The organism is Virgibacillus ihumii (genome assembly GCF_902726655.1).
GTDB classification, from domain to species: domain Bacteria; phylum Bacillota; class Bacilli; order Bacillales; family Amphibacillaceae; genus Lentibacillus; species Lentibacillus ihumii.
Genome location: NZ_CACVAN010000001.1, coordinates 1,635,590 through 1,655,118, shown reverse-complemented (window position 1 = coordinate 1,655,118; position 19,529 = coordinate 1,635,590). Strand labels below are relative to the sequence as shown.

Sequence of the window (19,529 nt, the reverse complement as noted above, 5' to 3'; positions counted from 1 at the left end):
TAATACTAAAAAAGTGATATTAAATAGTTATATACTTTGATAAGAAAAATTTTTGGCTAAAAAAATAGCCTGCAGACCGTCATGGTCATGCAGGCTATTATTAAGTATGAACAATTTGTCAGACAGACTCACGCAACCGGATTTTTTGAATTTTGCCGCTTGGCGTTTTTGGCAATTCGTCCATTATTGTGATTGTTTTTGGACAATTAGCTGGTTCCAATTTACCTTCTGCATAATCGAGCAGTTCCTGTTCGGATGCGGATTTACCATCATGCAGTACGACAATTGCATGCAGCACTTCACCGAGTTTTTTATCCGGACGGGCGAGAACCGCTACTTCCCGAACGGCTGGATGTTCGTAAAAAACGCCTTCCACTTCAACAGTAGATGCATGCTTATCCGTATCCGGCGATTCTTTTTTATTAACAATACGGATGCTGCCATGTTCATCAATGGTGCCTCTGTCACCGGTGTGGAGCCAGCCGTTCACAATGGTTTGATCCGCTTTTTCACTGCTGTTGACAACACTTGGGCTTTTGACAATAACTTCTCCGATTTCCTGACCATCGCGGGCGACATCCTGCCCAAATTCATTGACTACACGTACTTCTGTCTCACTCATATCCTAACTCCCCTTTGCTTACTATCATTATAGCATAATGCTGAAAGCGTTTTAATAGTTAAAAAACTGAAAAACTCCCGGTACAATTTGCGGCCGGGAGTTTTCCTCATTGTGCTTTAGAATAGACTTGGGATTTGATGGGAACACCCCAGTTAAATGGATCTTCAACTCTTCCGTATTGAATACCGGTGAGTGTGTCGTACAGTTTTTTGGCTACCGGTCCGGTTTCAAAGTTATTCACCTGCATATCTTCGCCTTCCCAGGTCAACTGGCCGATAGGGGAGATGACAGCAGCTGTTCCGGATCCGAATGCTTCTTCAAGTACTCCGTCTTCATGTGCCTGACGCAGTTCTTCCATGGAAATCCGCCGTTCATTAACCGGGATATTCCAATGGTTTAACAGAGCGATTACCGAGTTTCGTGTTACGCCTTCTAGAATGCTTCCGTTCAATGCAGGGGTAACGATTTCACCGTCAATCTTGAAAAATACATTCATGCTGCCGACTTCTTCGATATATTTCTTTTCAACGCCATCCAGCCATAAAACCTGAGCAAATCCGCTGTCTGCAACAAGTTCCTGCGCCTTCAGACTGGCTGCGTAGTTTCCGCCGGTTTTCGCCTCTCCGGTGCCGCCTTTAACCGTGCGGACGTAGTGATTTTCCACAGCAATTTTAACTGGATTGATTCCTTCTTTGTAATATTGACCCACTGGTGAAAGAATGATAATAAATTTATAATGTCGTGATGGTGCTACACCGATATATGGCTCGGTGGAAATAATGAATGGGCGAATATACAATGATGTGCCTTTTGCTTCAGGAACCCAATCCTTTTCCAGTCCAACTAGCTGCTGGATTGCACTTAAGGCAAATTCCTCATCAATTCGGGGAATGCAAAGCCTGTCATTGGAGTGATTGATACGCTCCAGGTTTTTTTCAGGGCGGAACAGCTGTGGTTCGCCTTCCGATGTCTTATAAGCTTTTAATCCTTCAAACACGGATTGACCGTAATGGAATACCATGGCCGACGGATCAATTTCCAGTTTTTGATATGGTACAATACGCGGAGCGTGCCACCCTTTCGGCTCTGAATAATCCATGATAAACATATGGTCGGTAAATGTCCTTCCAAACTGCAATTCATCTGATTTCGGTTTTTCTTTTCGTGATGTGCAAAGATTGACTTGAATGGACCGATCTTCCATGTTGTTAGCCCCCTTGGTGTAAAAATTTAATAACAATGATAATTCATATTTCCACTTAATGCAATAGATAAACATCAAAAGTTTCAAATTAATTGAAAATTGTGCTTCTGCCTATCCAAAAGATGTCAGCACGTCCTTGAATTATGCTGACAAAAATGAAAAAGTGTGTCCACAGATACTTCTGTGAACACATGTGGTTAAATGACATTCAAGCTTGCTTCTCCTATCTTATCAAACTTAACCTGATACATACCCTTTTGCAGTTTTTTGGGCAGAATAAAGGTACCGGCAGAAATAATCATTCCTTTTTCAATTGTGCGGCCGTTTTCAGCCAGCTTCTTGACCAGCCATTCCACTGCATGAACAGGATTGCCCAGTACTTCTGTTGCTTGTCCTTCAACAAGCAGTTCGTCATGAAGGGTCAGTTTGGCGTTGATGCTGCCAAGCTGTTCGTACGTCAGACCATTCACCGGTTCACCGGCAATAATCTTCCCGGCAACTGCGCTGTCAGCAATAACCTGTCCCATACTTGTTTTCGGAAACCAGTCGGTAAAACGGGAATCGGGAATTTCCAAGCCTGGTGCGATACTCGTTTTTTGTAAGATAGAATGATAGCTGTCAGCTGTTGACAGCTCATCATTTGCGATAAACATCAGCTCGATCTCAAGGAGCGGTGACAGCATATTTTCCAGTTTAATGGTTCCTTTTGAAATGTTGGAATCTGTCAACGCACCGTATAGTGGTGTGGTGGCATTGAATAATCGCTGGGTTTCCTCACTGGTTAAGCTGATTTTATAGCCGGCCAGCTTGTCCTCGTTCTGTAAAATTTTCATTTCGGTCAACCGGTGCTGTACTTCATATGCATCTGCTGTGCTGATGTCAGCTGGAATATTCTCTTTGGAAAGCGGCTGTTGATTATTGCAGGCATCGAATAGGGTTTCAGCCAGTTTCGTTGTATTAACCATCATTTCTCCTCCCATTTATGGTGTTTTTCAATTATTATATCAGATAATTAATTTACCTGGGCAAAAAGAAAAGTTGTTGTACCCGGCATGAATAATGCGGATATGATAGAATATTTTTATCAGATTAATAATTTATGGACGATATGATTGATGCAACTATAAATTCGCCATAAAGTCGCCAAGTTTTCTAAAAAGTTAAGAGGAATGGAGGATTAGCATGTCTGATTCGTTTAAGGTCATGGAGGGAGCAGAAGATTTTTATTTTCAGGGAAACAATGTCGGAGTGCTTGTGATTCACGGCTTTACCGGTTCCACCCAAAGCATGCGCTTTCTTGGTGAAAAACTGGCTGAAGAAGGTTTTACCGTGTATGGACCACGTCTTAAAGGTCATGGAACGGCGCCGGAAGATATGGAGCAGTCGGGCTATCGGGAATGGATCAAATCGGTTGGTGAAGGGCTGGAAGTGCTGAACAAAACATGTGACCAAATTTTTGTGACCGGACTTTCCATGGGTGGCACGCTGACACTGTATGTAGCTGAGCATGCCAACGCTGGCAGGATTAAAGGAATCATGCCGATTAATGCAGCGGTCCATATGCCTGAACTGATTGAATCCTATGAATCACTTAAAGATACAGATACACAGTTTGTTGAGGGAATTGGTTCCGATATTAAAAAAGAAGGCATTGAAGAGCTCGCATATGATCAGACACCGGTGAAATCAATGAAGGAAATAATTGCACTGTCGATGATTGTTCGCGGAAACCTGGAAAAAATTACGGCACCGGCATTGGTTTTTTCGTCAACAACCGATCATGTTGTGCCGCCGGAAAATTCCCGGGAAATTTATGACTCGATTTCGTCTGAGGACTGTGAACTGGTCAAGCTGGATAACAGTTATCACGTGGCGACACTGGACAATGATAAAGAACTGATTGCGGAAAAATGTGCCGCGTTTGTGCATCGGCTGCGAACAAAATAAAGAGGCTAGGACAAAAAGTGATTTAACAAAAGAAAAAACGAATTAAATGGTGGGCTCAGCCGCTCCGGAAATATACTTCGCTTTCCGCGGGCGGCTGTTGAGCCCTCCTCGTGCTTACGCACTTCGGGGTCTCATCTAGGCCTGTCCTCCCGCAGGAGTCTACGTATATTTCCTCCGCTAGTCTCTAGAATTGTTCGTTTTTTGAACTACACTTTTTGATTTGTCCCAGCCTCATTGTTTTAAAAAGGAGGAAGTGGGATTCGAACCCACGCGACGCTTACACGCCCTAACGCATTTCGAGTGCGTCCCCTTCAGCCGGACTTGGGTATTCCTCCATGTATGGGTGGTGCTGGTGAGAGGATTCGAACCTCCGACCTCTTCATTACGAGTGAAGCGCACTGCCAACTGTGCTACACCAGCGTAAAAGCTCCATAGAAAATAATACGCTTTTTTAGAAGTTTCATCAAGGGGCATGCTTAGAAAAATTTTTTCCAGTGAGTTGAGACAATCCCCAAGTTTGGTATACGATAATTATAATGTGTCAGATATATTTTTTCGACAAAATTCGAGTGATGTCTTACCTGTCGAAAAACAGGCATCTAAACAGGAGGTAGTATTTTTGATCAATAATTTGCAGGATACAGTTATATTGAATAATGGCGTAAAAATGCCGGGCTTTGGACTTGGTGTTTACAAGGTGGAAGATGGCGATACTGTCGTCCATTCGGTAAAAACAGCGATTAAACATGGGTACCGGAGTATTGATACGGCTTCGTTTTATGATAATGAGCGTGGGGTTGGACAGGGGATCCGTGAATCGGGTGTATCCCGGGAAGAACTTTTCATAACATCGAAGGTCTGGAATGACCAGCAGGGCTATGACAGCACATTACAGGCATTTGAACAAAGTCTGGAAAAATTGGGACTAGACTATTTGGATTTGTATTTGATTCATTGGCCGGTAAGCGGAAAGTATCATGAAACGTGGAAAGCGCTCGAAAAGCTTTATCAGGATGGTCAAGTCCGCGCAATTGGTGTCAGTAATTTTCATGTCCATCATCTGAAGAGTTTAATAGAAAATAGTAGTGTCACGCCTGTCATCGATCAGGTGGAATACCATCCGCATCTCACCCAGGAGAAATTAAAAGATTTCTGTACCCGGGAAAACATCCAACTGGAAGCATGGTCGCCATTGAAACGGGGTCGTCTCCTGAATGAACCGGTGATAACGGAAATTGCCCAAAAATATCAAAAGTCGGCTGCACAGGTAATACTAAGATGGGATGTGCAGAATGATGTGGTGACTATTCCAAAATCGATTCATGAACACCGTATAAACGAAAACGCGGATATTTTCGATTTTTCCCTGACTGGCGAGGAAATGTTACGCATAAGCGAATTAAATCTCAATGATCGGAGCGGTTCAAACCCGGATGATTTTTAAGGAAACATTCTGAAAAAGTCGTTGACCAATCGTTCTGATTTTGGTAAATTTAAAATAATTTAATAATAGTAACTGCAAAATCCAATTGACCTTGTTGACGAAACAAGGCAAATGCTTGGGTATAAACCAGTTATATGGGCGCGGGGCAAAAATGGAATTTGTCTGTTCATATTGCTGGTTTTTTTATTACATTCAACAGGAGGGGTTAAAGTATGGAAGATTTAAAAGAACTGGATAAACGGCATTTTATTCATCCAACTTCATCGATTCAGCAGCAACAGGAAAATGGACCGAAAGTGATTATGGAAAAAGGCAGAGGCATTTATTTATATGACAATAATGGAAACGCATACATCGATGCAATGTCCTCCTTATGGAATGTCAATATCGGACATGGGCGGGAGGAGCTTACTGATGCAGCCGCGAAGCAAATGAAAAAACTGGCTTTCAGTTCTGCGTTCTCAACATTCAGTCATGAACCTGCCATCAAATTGGCTGAAAAAATTGCTTCCATTTCACCTGAAAAATTAAATGCAGTCTTTTTTGCTTCGGGTGGGTCGGAAGCGAACGACTCGGCAATCAAACTTGTCAGGCATTACTGGAACATTCAGGAGCAGCCGGAACGCCGGAAAATTATAGCATTAAAACGCGGCTACCATGGGGTTGCTGCCGCATCTACAAGTGCAACCGGAATTCCTCAGTTTTGGAAGATGGCCGGACACATGATGACAGATTTTACACATGCGGACACACCGTATGGCTGCAACACTGACAAAGCAATTGCTTCCTTACGCAATACGATTGAACAAGAGGGACCTGAAACGGTTGCAGCTTTTTTAGTTGAACCTGTGCAAGGGGCCGGCGGTGTTCTAATTCCGCCGGATGATTATTTGAAAAAAGTGCGGCAAGTTTGCGATGAATATGGCATTTTGTTCATTGCCGATGAAATTATTACCGGATTTGGCCGAACAGGGAAAATGTTCGCAGTGGAAAATTGGGGGGTTCAACCTGACCTGCTGACATTTGCCAAAGGGGTTACGAGCGGTTACATGCCGCTTGGCGGTGTCATGGTTTCTGACCAAGTTCACGATGTGTTGAAAGAAAAATCGGAGGGGACGTTGTTTCATGGATTTACGTACAGTGGTCATCCGACAGCAGCTGCCGTAGCGTTGAAAAATATTGAAATTCTGGAGCAGGAGAAGCTGGTGGAAAACTCACGGAAAATGGGTGAAGCTATACTGCTCGGCTTCCGGGCTATGAAAGGAGCGCTCGATATTGTTGGCGATGTTCGTACAAAGGGACTGCTTGGTGCAATAGAACTCGTACGTGATCCGGCAACAAATGAACGCTTCACTACCGATTTAAAAGTAGCGCCAAAGGTAATCGAGGCACTGCATAAGCGAGGTGTTATTTGTCGACCGGTAACATATGACAATACAGACATCATTTGCTTTGCGCCGCCGCTTATCATCAATCAGGAACAAGTTAATACACTAGTGGAAAAACTGCATGATGCGATAGAGGCTGTTCAGAAAGAGCTCGGGCAGTTCTTAACTGCATAAGTGCAACTAAGGTCGTCACCTAAAAGCTTGGTGACAACTAATTTTTCTTATAAATAAATCAATATGCAAGAACATAAAATTTAAACAGACATCCATTCATACGAACGACAGGAGGAGATGAAATTGGAAAATGAACAAAAGCTGCTGAAAATTCTGGGGAACAAAGATGTGCTTGCACTTGCTTTTGGAGCAATGATTGGCTGGGGCTGGGTTGTGACAACCGGCCTGTGGATTACTGAGGCGGGTTCACTTGGTGCGATATTGGCCTTTGCAATTGGTGGAACCGTTGTATTGTTCGTCGGGTTAACCTATGCAGAACTGTCGTCAGCGCTGCCGCTGGCGGGAGGAGAGCATGTTTACAGTTTTAAAGCAATGGGTAGAGTTGCTTCATTTATTACAACGTGGGCAATAATCCTGGGTTATGTATCGGTAGTGGCGTTTGAAGCAGTGGCACTCCCGACCGTTTTTGATTACTTGATTCCCGGGTACAGTATGGGGCATTTGTATACGATTGCCGGGTGGGATGTCACCATCACCTGGGCTGGTGTCGGCATCATCGGGTCAATTCTAATAACTTGGATTAATTATCGCGGAATAAAACTGACTACTGCCATATCTTTTATTCTAACATTGCTGATTCTGATTGCCGGGCTGCTCCTGATTACCGGAAGCACTGCCAGTGGTAATGCGCAGAATATGCAGCCACTGTTTGAAGAAGGAATAGCCGGACTTTTGACTGTAATCATTATGACACCATTTATGTTTGTAGGGTTTGATGTTATTCCGCAGGCTGCCGAGGAAATCAACCTGAAACAAAAGCGGATCGGGCAGTTACTCATTTTTTCCGTTATTCTGGCAATTGTTTGGTATGTCGCGGTTATTTTCGGTGTTTCACGTATTATGAACCCTGCTGAACTGGCCGAGTCCAACCTGGTAACGGCAGATGCCATGGCTCAGGCCTTTGGGGACAGCCGACTGATGGGGAACATTCTGGTGCTTGGTGGAATCGGTGGTATTTTAACAAGCTGGATCGGCTTCTATGTTGGCGGAAGCAGGGCGATTTATGCACTTGCAAATGCCGGAATGCTTCCAAAGAGTCTGGGTGAGCTTCATCCGAAATATAAAACACCGCATAAGGCAATTTTGCTGATTGGATTCTTCTCTGTTATCGCTCCATTGTTTGGGCGTCCTGCACTTGTTTGGCTTGTCAACGCTGGCGGACTTGGCCTTGTGGTTGCTTGGATGATGGTAGCAGTTTCATTTGTTATCTTACGGAAAAAAGCACCTGAGATGAAACGTCCTTTCAAACTTCCGGGTGGAACCTCAATCGGCTGGATCGCCATTATCATGACAATTGGAATAGCCATACTTTATATGCCTGGGATGCCATCAGCACTTGCCTGGCCGTACGAATGGCTGATCATTGGATTATGGGCAGTATTGGGGCTGATTTTGTATAAGTACTCCGTTGCGAAATATGGAAAAGATTATGCAAATGAACATATGAAAAAGGAGATCGATCGAATCGCATAATGGAATCGATCATTACCATGTGAGCAGTGATTGTTAGGCACTGCTCACAATTTTATCAATAATTTAAAATAATACAATTTTTATTGACAATTTATCGTTTAACAGAGTACTATAGAGTAAAGGCAATGTCGACAATCGACAAGCTTTATTTCATGTACCAATTTTATATATGACACATTTACTATAATATGAGGTTTATTTTTAGGTGAAGTTGTCAAATACAACACCAGGGTGCCCTCCTTGGAAAGTGCGTAACCGCTTTCACTAAATCGCTTGAGAATGCACGAAGGAAGTGATAATTATGTTGACTTTTTCTGTTTCGGAGTTTAAGGAGAGGATGGCGCGAACGAAACAGCGCATGTTGGATGCTGGGGTTGATATGCTGATGATTACCGATCCCGCGAACATGAACTATTTGACCGGATATGACGCCTGGTCCTTCTATGTTCACCAGATGTTGATTGTTATGCTGAATGAGGAACAGCCGATCTGGGTAGGCCGTGGTCAGGATGCAAGTGCCGCCGAGTATACGACGTGGCTTGATGGTGACCATATCATACCTTATGGGGATCACTATGTACAATCCGCAGTAAGGCATCCAATGGATTTCGTCTGTGACTTATTAAAAGGGAGGAAACGCGATAAACAGACAATCGCGGTGGAGCTTGATGCATATTATTTTACCGCCAGATCCTATATGCAGCTGACTCAGGGTCTTCCGGATGCGAAATTTAAAGATGGCACAAACATGGTAAATTGGGTGCGGATTATTAAGTCAGATCAGGAAATAACATATATAAAAAAAGCAGCTGAAATTTCCGAAAAGGCTATGCATGTGGCTTTTGAAACAATCGACGAAGGAGTCCGCGAGTGTGATGTCGTAGCAGCAATTTCACATGCGCAAATTCGGGGGACTGAAGATTTCGGGGGCGATTATCCTTCTATTGTCCCATTACTGCCTACCGGTGAAAAAACGTCAGCTGCACACCTGACATGGACAGATGACAGGTTTAAACATGGTGATCCTGCTATTATTGAGCTTGCCGGCTGTTACAGGCGTTACCATTCGCCATTGGCACGGACGGTGGTGATCGGACAGCCGTCTGATGATATGAAGTATGTATCGGATGTGGTGGTTGAGGGTATCAACACTGTACTTGATGCGGTTAAGCCGGGGATTTCATGTGAGGAGCTGGAAATCATTTGGCGTCGGGTTATTGAACGACGTGGCATTAAGAAGGAATCACGTATGGGTTATTCAATGGGACTCAATTATCCGCCGGATTGGGGGGAGCATACAGCGAGTCTTCGTCCGGGTGACCGAACCATTCTGGAACCGAATATGACCTTTCATCTGATTCCGGGTATCTGGATGGATAACATGGGTGTTGAAATCAGTGAATCATTCCTCGTAACTGAGTCCGGATGCACGATTCTTGCTGATTTTCCACGTGAGTTGTATGTGAAACCGAATATCCGACTTGCCTGATTACGAGAATATTAGATTCAATTAAAGCCGTATCACAAATCGATGTGATACGGCTTTTAATTTTTGTTTTAAAAACCTTATTTATCTTCCCAAACACGCTCATCAACCAGATTGGCAGGTTTCTTTCCACTCAATCCGGCTTCCAAATTATCTGCCGCCAGCTCCGACATTTTCAGTTCAGTTTCCACTGTGGACGAGCCGACGTGCGGGGTGGTTACAACATTTGTCATCTTTAAGAGCGGGTTGTCGGAATTGATTGGCTCCTGTTCGAATACATCAAGGGCAGCTGCAGCAATTTCGCCTTGTTCAAGTGCATCAATAAGATCCGCTTCGACAACCGTTTTTCCTCGTGAGCTGTTAACAAATATGGCTGATTTTTTCATGTGCTGGAATTCTTTTTTGCCGATCATTCCTTCCGTTTGCTTTGTTAATGGTGTAATCATGCAGACGAAATCGGATTCCTTCAGCAAATCGTCCAGGTCACAATATTTCGCCCCAAATTGTTCTTCGGCATCCGGTTTGCTGGAGCGGCTGTGATACAGGATTTCCATGTCAAAGCCGAAGTGAGCCCGTTGAGCGATGGCATTGCCAATCCGGCCCATACCGATAATCCCTAATGTTTTATGGTGGACATTTGTGCCAAACAGTTCCGGTCCGATTGCTTCGGAGGTCCAGTTTCCGTTCTTAACATAGTTATCCAACTCGGGAATTCGTCTTGCCGCAGCAATTAAAATTCCAAATGCGGTATCGGCAACAGTATCTGTTAATACGCCAGGTGTGTTGGTTGCCATTACGTTCATTTCTTTAAGTGCATCCAGGTCAAGGTTGTTGTAGCCGACTGAGACATTACTGATGATTTTCAAGTTCGGGGCACGCTGCAGCAGTTCACGATCAACCGGCAGTTCCAACCCGATAATCCCTTCTGCATCATGAAGAAAATTGAGAAATTCTGTGTCATTTCTTGTGTCCACATTTTTGAAAAATTGTACATCGTATTTGTCCTTGAGTTCCTCCAGGACGGGTTTTTCAACTCTATTATACGCTAAAACCTTTTTTTTCATTGTTTTCCTCCTCACCAAAATAATTGATAGCTTTTAATCCAAACGTAGCTGTATAAAAGCGGAAAGTCAACTAAGAAATATAATTTTTAAAATAATTGGAATTGTAATTGACAATACGAATAGTCTGAATTATGATGGAGGTATAGACTAATGTCGACAATCGACATAATACATTTGCAGAAAAAATGCAGAAGGGGAGTCCGCTAATGGGCGATGATAATATTATCGTGCAAAAACCACTTAGTGAATTGATTGCTGATCAGTTGAAAAAGGAAATCTGGAATGAGTCAATCAAGTTTGGTGACCGTCTGCTTGAAACAGATTTATCGGAGCGTTTTGATGTCAGCAGGAGTACGATAAGGGAAGCATTTAAAATTCTGGAAACAGAGGAGCTGATCGTCAGTAAAGCCCGAAAAGGAACGTATGTAACTGATTTTACCGAACAGGATTTAAATGAAATTATCGAATTGCGAACACTTATCGAATCGCAGGCATTTAAAAAGGCCATGCCAAAACTTGATGAACAACAACTTGAAAAACTGAAAAAAATTACCGAACAGATGAAACGGAAGGCAGATGAACATGACTGGAACGGATTATTTGATTTGGATATGGAGTTTCACAGTTTTGTAGTGAACTTATGTGGGAATGCAAGAATTGTAAGGATATATAATTCACTTCAGGTACAGATCCGAACGGTTCTTATGCATTTGGATCAATATTATTCGAGTCCGCAGTCATTTTACCGGGAACATGAGGAATTGCTGCAGACTCTGATGTCAAAAGATAAGCATGCTCTGGAGCAAAGGGTCAGCAACCATATTGAATATGTGGAGGAGAAATTACTCGGGGTAAATGACGAAAATCGTGCGAAGGTTAATTAGATTCCGTTATATTTGCCGGAATTTAAAACTATAAATATATCAGGGAGGCTGATCGAGATGAGTAGAAAATTTGCAGATGTAAAAACCGAATTGCCGGGACCAAAGGCGAAAGAACTGCTTGATCGCAGGCATGATATCGTTCCGCAAGGGGTAGGTTATGGAATTCCGACATTCGTGGAATCTGCCAAAGGTGCATTATTAAATGATGTTGATGGTAATAAGTTTATCGACTTTGCCGGGGCAATTGGCTGTATTAACGTCGGACACAGTCATGATACGGTAACGGAAGCACTGCATGATCAAGTTGACCGTTATATTCACACCGGTTTTAACGTCATGATGTATGATCCATACATTGAATTTGCGGAGAAATTGGCAGCGCTTGCGCCAGGAAGTTTTGATAAGAAGGTAATGTTTCTGAACAGTGGTGCAGAAGCGAATGAAAACGCGGTTAAAATTGCCCGCAAGTATACGAATCGTCAGGCGGTTGTCTCCTTTTCCGGCGGTTTCCATGGACGGACATTAATGACCATGTCGCTGACCGGAAAAGTAAAGCCTTATAAGTATGAATATGGACCATTCGCACCGGAAGTTTACCATGCGCCATATCCATATCATTATCGCCGGCCTGAATCGATGGATGAAACGGATTATTCGGAGTTTATGCTGCAGCAGGTGGAAGACTTCTTTGTTAAAGAAGTTGATCCAACGCAGGTGGCGGCATTCATTATGGAACCGGTTCAAGGTGAAAGCGGCTTTATTGTTCCGGATAAGAAGTTCGTACAGGGTGTTTATGAACTTTGCAAAAAACATGGCATTTTATTCATTGCCGATGAAATTCAGACAGGGTTTGGACGTACGGGAAAATATTTCGCAATGGAACACTTTGATGTGGAACCTGATTTGATTGCTATTTCCAAATCGATGGCTGCTGGTCTGCCAATCAGTGGCATTATCGGCCGAAAAGAGGTTATGGATGGAGCAAATCCAGGTGAATTGGGAGGCACATATTGCGGAAGTCCACTTGGCTGCCGTGCTGGTATAGCAGTACTGGATGTCATGGAAAAAGAAAAACTTCCGGAACGCGGCGGAAAAATCGGTAAGCGCGTGATGGCAAAGTTTAAGGAAATGTATGATAAATATGATGTTATCGGTGATTACCGCGGTCTTGGTGCGATGTGTGCACTGGAGCTGGTGAAAGACCGTGAAACGAAAGAACCAGCCAAAGAACAGACGGCACAGGTTTTACAGGAGGCTCACAAACGCGGTTTAATCGTGCTGAAAGCAGGTGTTTATGACAATGTTGTTCGCTTGTTGATGCCTTTAGTGATCACGGACGAACAGCTTGAAGAAGGACTTGAATTGTTGGAAGAATCAGTTGAAGCAGTAATGGCTGCAGCGACGAAATAATCGAGATTGGAGTGTTGTAAAAATGGCTGACGTAAAAAACTATTTAATGCATATAAATGGAGAATGGGTCGGTAGTGAACTGGAAACAAAAGATGTTACTAACCCTGCAGACGGAAACGTAATCGGTACGGTGCCAAATGGCGGTGAGGCTGAGGGTGCCAAGGCTGTGGAAGCAGCACATAATGCATTTGATTCCTGGTCAAAACTGACTGCTTATGAACGGTCCGGTTACTTGAAAAAGCTCAATCATCTAATGCTTGAACATGAAGATGAGCTTGCCCGGATGATGACACTGGAAATGGGAAAGCCGATAAAGGAATCACGCGGTGAGGTGAAATATGCTGCCTCATTTCTCGAGTGGTTTGCTGAAGAAGCAAAACGTATTTATGGTGAAACCATTCCATCACATGCGGGGGATAAACGATTGCAGGTATGGAAAAAGCCTGTTGGCGTAGCCGCGGCGATTACGCCATGGAATTTTCCGGCAGCCATGCTGACCCGTAAGATGGGTCCGGCGCTTGCAGCAGGCTGTACATTCATCATGAAGCCATCCGGAGAAAGCCCGCTTACGGCAGTGAAGTTAATGGAACTCTGTGAGGAAGCCGGAATTCCAAAAGGTGTGGTCAATCTGGTTACAGGTTCATCATCCAGAATTACAAAAGCATTCATGGACGATGAACGTGTCCGCAAGATAACGTTTACCGGTTCAACGGAAGTCGGTAAAACACTGATCAAACAAAGTGCAGACTACGTAAAAAACGTGTCACTGGAACTCGGCGGTCATGCACCATTGCTCGTTCTGGATGATGCTGATGTCGACGTTGCAGTCAAAGGATTGATGGCATCGAAATTCCGTAATGCCGGGCAGACTTGTATTTGTGCCAATCGGATTTACGTACAGGATAGCATTTATGACCAGTTTGTCGAAAAAATCTCAGAAGCTGTCAAAGGCCTGAAAGTGGGTAATCCGGAAGAAGACTCTACTGACATTGGTCCACTGATCAATCAGGATGGGCTGGATAAAGTGAAAAACCATGTTAAAGATGCGATTGAAAAAGGTGCTGAAGTCCATGTCGGTGGAGAGGCCGAGGATAACGGGTTATACTTTGAACCGACAGTATTGTCAAATGCAGACGCATCCATGGTAATGATGCAGGAGGAAACATTCGGCCCTGTTATTCCAATTCAGAAAGTAAGTTCCGAAGAGGAAGCTATTAAACAGGCAAATGATACACCATTTGGCCTTGCAGCATATGTCTTCACGGAAAATGCAGCACGAGGCACAAGGGTAATCGAACAGCTTGATTATGGCATTGTCGGCTGGAATAATGGCGCGCCATCTGCTGCTCAGGCGCCATTCGGCGGTATGAAAGAAAGCGGACTCGGCCGGGAAGGCGGACATGAAGGAATGGATGCCTTTGTTGAGTCACAATATGTTTCCATGGGTATGGAATAATACCCGGTAAATAACCGGAGCGGCACAATTTGTGAATTCAGAGAGGGTGGATTCCAATGAAGGAAGTAATTGAAAGCAGGAATGCGCCGCAGCCAAGCGGAGCATATTCACAAGGAATAAAGTCCGGCAATTTTATCTTCGTTTCCGGTCAGGATGGTGCCTCAGGCGGGGATACTATTGCTGGTCAGACTGCTGCCAGTCTTGAGCAAATTAATCAGATTCTGGCTGAAAAAGGATCCGGATTGGAGAACATTGTCCACATGACGTGCCATATTTCCGGATTGAATGAATCGACTGCCAAGGAGTTTAATCGTGTTTATGCAGCGTATTTTAATGAGGTGAAAAAGAAACCAGCTCGAATTACGACAGGCAGTCAACTGCTGAGTGATGCGAAAGTGGAAATTACTGCAATCGCAGAATTGAGCTGATTTGGGCAGGAGGCAGTCTATACAGCCTCCTGTCTTTTTCAACCCGATTTCACATAACTTATGGAAAGGGGGGCTTCCGATGAACATTAGAGAACGAGCGGAACAATTAATATCAAAGCTTTCTGAATGGCGACGGCATATTCATATGAACCCGGAATTGAGTTTTGAAGAAGTGGAGACCTCCCGCTTTGTTGCACAACAATTGCAAGAGATTCCCGGAATGAAGGTGGAGTCTGGTGTTGGCTTTCCAACTGCAGTGGTTGGCACACTTTCATCCGGCAGCGGCCGCACAATCGCCATCCGTGCTGATATGGATGCTTTACCGGTCCAAGAGGAAAATGAGCATGATTTTAAGTCTCAAAAAAAGGACGTCATGCACGCATGCGGACATGATGCACATACAGCTATAGGTCTTGGTGCAGCGACGTTACTTGGTGAACTTTTTCAAAATGGCCAAATGGAAGGAACGGTGAAATTCCTGTTTCAACCTGCAGAGGAACGTGCCGATGATCTTGGATCAACAGGGGCTCCATACCTGATTCAGGCAGGGGTGCTGGAAGATGTCGATCGGATTATGGCATTGCATATGAGTCCTGAAGATCGGTTTGGTGAAGTAAAAGTGCATGACGGATACAGCATGGCAAGCGGTGATGTGTTTGAAGCTAAAATCCACGGGTCAGGCGGACATGGAGCTTATCCTCATCTGGCACTGGATCCGATGTGGCTGCTTAGTCCGGTATTTTCGGCAATACATGGGATTGTTTCGCGCAGGATATCGCCGTTGGATGCAGGTGTAATTAGTATCGGCAGTATTCAAAGCGGCTTTGCCAGTAATGTTATTCCATCAGACCTAACAATAAAGGGTACGATTCGCAGTTACCGCCCCGAAGTACGGAATGTGCTGCATAACGAATTGGAAAAGGCGTTTTCATTGGTAGAACCACTCGGCGGCGATTATGACTTGTCGATTCGGGCGGAGGACCCCGCATTGTCAAATGATCCGGCGGTTAATCAGGGAATCCGCAAAGTATTCAACGAACTTTATCCGGATTATACGATTAAAAACATGCCATTTGGACTTGGCGGTGAAGATTTTGCGCATATGACCAAAACCGTTCCAGGTGCGATGTTCTTTCTTGGATGCAGTCTGGACGATGGAGAAAGCCGTAACTTGCATACGCCGAATTTTGATATTGATGAACGGGTATTATCAGTTGGTGCAGCAGTTTTCACTGAAGCTGCCAGACAGTTTTTGACCGATCCGGCATGAATGGTGATTGTCGTTTGAAAGGCTGAAATGGGAGAGAGTCGTATCTTAATGGGAGAAACGGCACCCAAATGGGAGAGATTGCCTCCAATCGGGAGAGCTCCCATAGATTATCATCCTTTGCAAAGGAGGGAGAGAATGGCAGGCAAAGAGCTTTCATTAAAAGATATCTGGCTGGCGAAAAAGCGGATTTCACCATATGTACCGAAATCACCACTGGTTTATTCATCAGGACTTTCTGATGTGTCTGGTGCGTCCGTTTACTTGAAACTGGAAAATATGAATCCGAGCGGCTCATTTAAAATCAGGGGAGCGGCGAATAAGATTCTTAGTTTAACAGAGAAGGAACGGGATAGAGGAATTACCACTTTTTCGACCGGGAATTTCGGCTTGAGCGTTGCCTATATGGCCAAAAAACTTGGAATCAAGGCAGTCATTTGTATTTCCGAAAGGGTTCCAAATGGAAAAGTGGAGGCGCTTCAGAAATCCGGTGCAACAGTTGAAATTTACGGTGAATCCCAGGATGACGCTGAAGCGCGCAGCTATGAACTGGAAAGAGAAGAAGGGCTTACTGTCATTCACCCTTTTGATGATCCGCACATTATCGCAGGGCAAGGTACAATTGGACTGGAACTGTTTGAAGAGTTGCCGGAAGTTAATACCGTTCTTGCCGGATTGTCCGGCGGAGGACTGCATTCCGGTTTGGGTGTTGCCTTGAAGGAAACAAATCCGCGCATCTGGCTCGTTGGTCTATCAACAGCAAACGGTCCTGCAATGCATGCCAGCATTCAGGCGGGAAAACCGATACAGATTGACGAAAACGATACACTTGCCGACAGTCTGCTTGGCGGAATTGGTCTGCAAAATCAATACACGTTTCAATTGGTCCAAAAATATGTCGATGAGCTTTTATTAATGGATGAACAGGAATTCGCTGATGGGATGACTTTTATGCTTGATCAACACAAAATGATTATCGAAGGGGCGGCAGCTTCCGGAATTGGTGCACTGTTGCATCAAAAGGTTAAGCCGGGTTCACAGGTTGCCGTCATCGTCACGGGAAGCAGTGTTGACACCTCTGTTGTTCAGAAGCTGATGAAGGAATCCAAAAAAATGTAAGGAGGTTTTTTCATGAGTAAAATATTATTCAATAATGAGATAATCGAGCGGGAAAATATTGTGGATATTGAAGACCGCGCCTATCAGTTTGGTGACGGGATCTATGAGGTTATCGGTGTTTACAATGGTAAGCCATTAATGCTTGATGAGCATATGGAGCGGTTGGAAAGAAGTGCCCGCGAAATCCGGCTGGATCTGCCTGAATCGACCGCACAGCTGAAACAGAAGCTGGAAGAACTTGTGTCTGTCAACAAATTGGAAGAGGGCATTATTTATATGCAGATATCCAGGGGAATTGCATCACGGGAACATTATTTCCCGGGTGATGATGTATCATCAGTAACTGTTGCATATACGCGGGAAGAAGACAGGATGACCGATGTGGAGGATCAGGGTGCAAAAGCTGTGCTTGTTGATGATATCCGCTGGCTGCGTTGTGACATAAAGACATTGAATCTATTGCCAAATGCAATGGCCAAACAGGAAGCAGTGGAAAATGATGCAGTTGAAGCAATCCTGCACAGAGGTGAAACGGTAACGGAAGCAAGTGCATCGAATGTATTTATGGTAAAAAATGGTGAATTGTATACACATCCGGCTGATAACTATATTTTAAATGGGATTACTCGAAAAAAATTACTGCAATTGGCTGCCGAACTGGGAATAAAAACTAATGAGGAAACGTTTACCGTTGATGAATTGCTTGCAGCTGATGAAGTGTTTGTTTCGGCGACAAAACTGGATGTCATCCCAATTTTACAGGTGGATAATCACACGATTGGCGATGGTTCGCCGGGAAATGTCACCAAAAAACTGGTAAAAGCATTCCGTTCGCTTTATGAGGAAAATGCTGAAAGCAAAGCGTAGGCAGGGCTCTAGTCCGAGAATGCTGAAGCTGGAAGTAATGGAAAAAAATCCATTTTAAATGAGGGGGGAATGGTGTATGCGGCAGACAGCAAGGATAACATCCCATAATCCGACGGTGGCGGAAGTCGACCTTGGTGCCTTTCATGAAAACGTCCGGAATATAAAAAAACGGATACATGATGACAGTATGCTAATGGCGGTAATTAAGACGAATGCATATGGTCATGGAGTTGTGCCGATCGGCAAGGAAGCTGTCAAAGCCGGGGCTGACCGCCTCGGGGTTACGGCAGTAGAGGAAGGTGCAGCGCTTCGCGAAAGTGGTGTCGATGTACCGATTCATTTGCTGGGTTCCATCACATTTGAACAGGCCGGTGATGTGATTGAATATGAATTGACCCCATTTGTTGCATCCACTGAACTGGCAAAAACGATAAGTGCGGAAGCGATAAAGCGAAATGTAACGTTGCCTCTGCATGTCAAAATGGACACGGGGCTGCACCGGTTTGGAATGGAGCCGGGCGAGGTGCTGTCCTTTTGTGAAACCTGCTATGATCTTCCTGGCATAAGCTGGGAAGGCATTTATACACACTTTTCCAGTGCCGACGAAGGTGAATGGGAAAAAACGGAACAGGAATATCAACTGTTTCATGATACTGTGGCGGAATTGGAAAGTAATGGGTTTCATTTTCCAATCAAGCATGTAGCAGCATCGACCATTACACTTGAGCGTCAGGATATGCACCTTGGTATGGTACGCCCCGGTATTGCGTTGTTTGGCTATGCTCCTGCACCACGCCAACGGAAAATGGTCCGGTTAAAACCGGTTATGCGCCTGCGGTCAAAGCTTGTCAGGGTGCGGGAATTGCCGCCTGAAACCCCTGTCGGTTACGGCGGCAGTTATGTCACCAAAAAAAAGGAAAAAATTGCAGTTGTTCCAATCGGCCTTGGTGATGGGTACCATCTCGCGCTATCCAACAAGGGTCAGATGCTTGTCAGGGGACAACGAGCTGGAATTGTCGGTTCTATCTCATTGGATCAGACGCTGATTGATGTCACCAATATTGATGGAGTCTCAGAAGGCGACGAAGTCATTGTCATGGGCAGACAGGGTGATAATGAAATTCTTGCTCCACAAATTGCTGACTGGATGGGCAGTAATGTTGATGAAGTTTTAGCAAGTTTGATGATGCGGGTCCAGCGAGAATATATTTAAAATATACGAAGGGGAGAAAGTTT

General features: G+C 44.3%; 17 protein-coding genes and 2 tRNA genes. 13 read left to right on the top strand and 6 right to left on the bottom strand.

Going from position 1 to position 19,529, the window contains the following annotated elements; all coding sequences use genetic code 11:
• Positions 1-118 precede the first annotated feature (118 nt).
• The 3 genes from HUX68_RS08240 to HUX68_RS08230 all read right to left on the bottom strand — a co-directional run bounded on the left by HUX68_RS08240 (position 119) and on the right by HUX68_RS08230 (position 2,791).
• On the bottom strand, positions 119-622 hold the full coding sequence (locus HUX68_RS08240) for an AMP-binding enzyme (protein ID WP_174614375.1): 504 nt from the start codon (positions 620-622) through the stop codon (positions 119-121).
• 106 nt (positions 623-728) lie between these two features.
• Entirely contained in the window at positions 729-1,826 is a 1,098-nt protein-coding gene (locus HUX68_RS08235) for a branched-chain amino acid aminotransferase (protein ID WP_174614374.1), read from the bottom strand.
• A gap of 197 nt (positions 1,827-2,023) precedes the next feature.
• Positions 2,024-2,791 (bottom strand): 2-keto-4-pentenoate hydratase, encoded by a 768-nt coding sequence (locus HUX68_RS08230; protein ID WP_174614373.1) that lies wholly within the window; start codon positions 2,789-2,791, stop codon positions 2,024-2,026.
• 217 nt (positions 2,792-3,008) lie between these two features.
• Between HUX68_RS08230 and HUX68_RS08225 the strand changes: the two genes are divergently transcribed.
• The gene (locus tag HUX68_RS08225; protein ID WP_174614372.1) at positions 3,009-3,773 is read left to right on the top strand and encodes an alpha/beta hydrolase; all 765 of its coding nucleotides are present in this window, start codon (positions 3,009-3,011) and stop codon (positions 3,771-3,773) included.
• Positions 3,774-4,018: 245 nt separating this feature from the next.
• Here HUX68_RS08225 and HUX68_RS08220 read toward each other — a convergent pair.
• Both HUX68_RS08220 and HUX68_RS08215 read right to left on the bottom strand, forming a co-directional pair.
• Positions 4,019-4,108, bottom strand: a tRNA-Ser gene (locus HUX68_RS08220).
• Between the two features lie 9 nt (positions 4,109-4,117).
• Positions 4,118-4,193 (bottom strand) — tRNA-Thr (locus HUX68_RS08215).
• Positions 4,194-4,392: 199 nt separating this feature from the next.
• On the opposite strand from HUX68_RS08215, the gene HUX68_RS08210 reads away from it, so the two are divergent.
• The 4 genes from HUX68_RS08210 to HUX68_RS08195 all read left to right on the top strand — a co-directional run bounded on the left by HUX68_RS08210 (position 4,393) and on the right by HUX68_RS08195 (position 9,801).
• Positions 4,393-5,217, top strand: coding sequence for an aldo/keto reductase (locus HUX68_RS08210; protein ID WP_174614371.1), 825 nt, complete (start codon positions 4,393-4,395; stop codon positions 5,215-5,217).
• 212 nt (positions 5,218-5,429) lie between these two features.
• Positions 5,430-6,779, top strand: a complete 1,350-nt coding sequence (locus HUX68_RS08205; protein ID WP_174614370.1) for an aminotransferase family protein — start codon at positions 5,430-5,432, stop codon at positions 6,777-6,779.
• Between the two features lie 123 nt (positions 6,780-6,902).
• Positions 6,903-8,312 (top strand): APC family permease, encoded by a 1,410-nt coding sequence (locus HUX68_RS08200; protein ID WP_246206632.1) that lies wholly within the window; start codon positions 6,903-6,905, stop codon positions 8,310-8,312.
• Between the two features lie 301 nt (positions 8,313-8,613).
• A complete protein-coding gene (locus HUX68_RS08195) occupies positions 8,614-9,801 on the top strand; it encodes a M24 family metallopeptidase (protein ID WP_174614368.1) in 1,188 nt (395 codons plus the stop codon).
• Between the two features lie 77 nt (positions 9,802-9,878).
• Here the strand turns inward: HUX68_RS08195 and HUX68_RS08190 are convergent, their stop codons facing one another.
• A complete protein-coding gene (locus tag HUX68_RS08190; RefSeq protein ID WP_174614367.1) occupies positions 9,879-10,862 on the bottom strand; it encodes a 2-hydroxyacid dehydrogenase in 984 nt (327 codons plus the stop codon).
• A 206-nt stretch (positions 10,863-11,068) separates the two neighbouring features.
• On the opposite strand from HUX68_RS08190, the gene HUX68_RS08185 reads away from it, so the two are divergent.
• From HUX68_RS08185 to alr, 8 genes are all read left to right on the top strand, one after another.
• Positions 11,069-11,746 (top strand): GntR family transcriptional regulator, encoded by a 678-nt coding sequence (locus HUX68_RS08185; protein WP_174614366.1) that lies wholly within the window; start codon positions 11,069-11,071, stop codon positions 11,744-11,746.
• 57 nt (positions 11,747-11,803) lie between these two features.
• Positions 11,804-13,156, top strand: a complete 1,353-nt coding sequence (gabT, locus tag HUX68_RS08180) for a 4-aminobutyrate--2-oxoglutarate transaminase (protein WP_174614365.1) — start codon at positions 11,804-11,806, stop codon at positions 13,154-13,156.
• Positions 13,157-13,178: 22 nt separating this feature from the next.
• Entirely contained in the window at positions 13,179-14,612 is a 1,434-nt protein-coding gene (locus tag HUX68_RS08175) for an NAD-dependent succinate-semialdehyde dehydrogenase (RefSeq protein ID WP_174614364.1), read from the top strand.
• Between the two features lie 56 nt (positions 14,613-14,668).
• Positions 14,669-15,040 (top strand): RidA family protein, encoded by a 372-nt coding sequence (locus HUX68_RS08170; RefSeq protein WP_174614363.1) that lies wholly within the window; start codon positions 14,669-14,671, stop codon positions 15,038-15,040.
• Positions 15,041-15,119: 79 nt separating this feature from the next.
• A complete protein-coding gene (locus HUX68_RS08165) occupies positions 15,120-16,310 on the top strand; it encodes a M20 metallopeptidase family protein (protein WP_174614362.1) in 1,191 nt (396 codons plus the stop codon).
• 135 nt (positions 16,311-16,445) lie between these two features.
• Positions 16,446-17,426, top strand: coding sequence for a hydroxyectoine utilization dehydratase EutB (eutB, locus tag HUX68_RS08160; RefSeq protein ID WP_174614361.1), 981 nt, complete (start codon positions 16,446-16,448; stop codon positions 17,424-17,426).
• Between the two features lie 12 nt (positions 17,427-17,438).
• Complete coding sequence (gene dat, locus HUX68_RS08155) at positions 17,439-18,293, top strand: D-amino-acid transaminase (protein ID WP_174614360.1); 855 nt, start codon at positions 17,439-17,441, stop codon at positions 18,291-18,293.
• Positions 18,294-18,369: 76 nt separating this feature from the next.
• Entirely contained in the window at positions 18,370-19,506 is a 1,137-nt protein-coding gene (gene alr / locus HUX68_RS08150) for an alanine racemase (protein ID WP_174614359.1), read from the top strand.
• The last annotated feature ends 23 nt before the right edge of the window (positions 19,507-19,529 follow it).